We start from the raw sequence: 1,644 nt of genomic DNA on the forward strand, positions 1-1,644 counted from the left end.
CCACTATATCGACCGCGGCCTGGTTGCCGGCGTTGAAGGCAACAAGGTCCGGCTCTCCGCCATCGGTGCCGTCGCCGTCACCATGGAAGAAGAGAGTAACTGACCATTTGAAGCCACCTGAACCCATTGAAGCCGTCCGGCGTTCGTCGGGCGGCTTCCTGTTGGGATTTTCCGCTCCTCTGAATCGAACCAACGCGAAAGTCTGATCCCGAAAGGGCGGGTAACCAGCCTGATTCCGGTTGCCAAGAGTGGCAACAGGCGCGATCCTCCGGCCCAATTAAAGACCGGAACAACAGGTCGAAATAATAGCTCGGGAGGAAACAGATGACAGCATTGAACAGGCGCGCCTTTGTCACAGTCGCCGCAGGCGCCATCGCCGCACCTTATGTGTCGCGCAAGGCCTTCGCGGACGACACGATCAAGATGCGCTGCTCGCTCGATACCGCGCCCTCGCACCCGCGCAACCAGGCGATCCTCGATTACGTCGCCAAGCTCGAGGAAGCGAGCAAGGGCAAGATCAAGTCGGAAGTATTTCAGTCCGGACAGTTGTTCGCCGACCTCAACGTCACCAAGGCGCTGCTTCAGGGCCAGGTCGACATGGCCTCGCCCGGCACCTGGACCATGACCGGGCTGGTGCCCGATTGCGACTTCTGCCAGTTGCCCGCGCTTTACAGCCCGCCGATCGAGCTGTTCCGCCGCTGCGCCGACGGCGCGCCGGGCGAACTCGTCAACAAGCAGCTCGAGGGCAAAATACGCTCACATATCCTCGGGTCATGGTTGGAGCTCGGCAACGAGAACTGGTACACGACGAAGAAAGAGGTTCGTTCGCTCGAAGACTTCTCAGGGTTGAAGATTCGCAGTCCGGGAGGATCCGGCATTTCCTGGCGCATCGCCTTCGTGCACGCCATTCCCAACGTCACGCCATGGCCGAATGTGCCGCTGGCGCTGTCGCAAGGCACCTTTGACGGTTTCGTCAGTAGCGACGAGAGCGTGAACTCGGCAAAACTCTGGGAAGCCGGCGTCAAATACTCCTACGCCGACCACCAGTTCTTCGCCAATTACATCCCGATGGTCAGCGACGCCTTCTGGTCGAAGCTTTCCGAGGCCGATCGCAAGCTGATGCGCGATGTCTGGGCGGCCAATATCGGACGTTACCGGGAGATGTCTGCAAAATCGCAAGCCGATGCCCGCAAGACGATGCAGGCCAATGGCGTGACCTTCGCCGATCCATCGGCGGACCAGGTGGCCGCCGACCGCAAGCGCATGATCGCGGCGCAAGCTGACCTCATCCGCGACACCAAACTGTCCGCCGAGATCGTCAAGCTGGTGACTGAGACCGTCGGCACCCATAGCTAATGTGGTGGATTTGACGTGCGCTGCGGTGGTGCCGCGATTGCTCAAAGGCGAATGTCAAATCCAAAAACCACGTTAGGAACCAATGTTTTGTCAGTGTCCCTTTGGTCCTGACATTCGCAAACGAGTGAGCCGAGGCAAGCTACGAATGTCAGAGCCGGGACACTAGTACCGCCGATCCGAAGTCCCTGCGCCACAAGCGGCGAATTCGATCAGGGACTTCAGATCGACAAAGCGGTACTAGAATCAATAAGTTTGCTAGTGCCCATGACTTTCCGAAGTTCGTGAAGG

At 59.0% G+C, this 1,644-nt stretch carries 1 protein-coding gene and 1 pseudogene; both read left to right on the top strand.

The features are described from left to right. A pseudogene (locus WB528_RS18235) lies at positions 1–103 on the top strand (DUF2171 domain-containing protein); the annotation flags it as partial. 221 nt (positions 104–324) lie between these two features. Next, positions 325–1,356 (top strand): TRAP transporter substrate-binding protein DctP, encoded by a 1,032-nt coding sequence (gene dctP, locus WB528_RS18240; RefSeq protein WP_423889792.1) that lies wholly within the window; start codon positions 325–327, stop codon positions 1,354–1,356. The last annotated feature ends 288 nt before the right edge of the window (positions 1,357–1,644 follow it).

It is taken from the genome of Bradyrhizobium sp., assembly GCF_049586575.1.
In the GTDB taxonomy this organism is placed as follows: domain Bacteria; phylum Pseudomonadota; class Alphaproteobacteria; order Rhizobiales; family Xanthobacteraceae; genus Bradyrhizobium.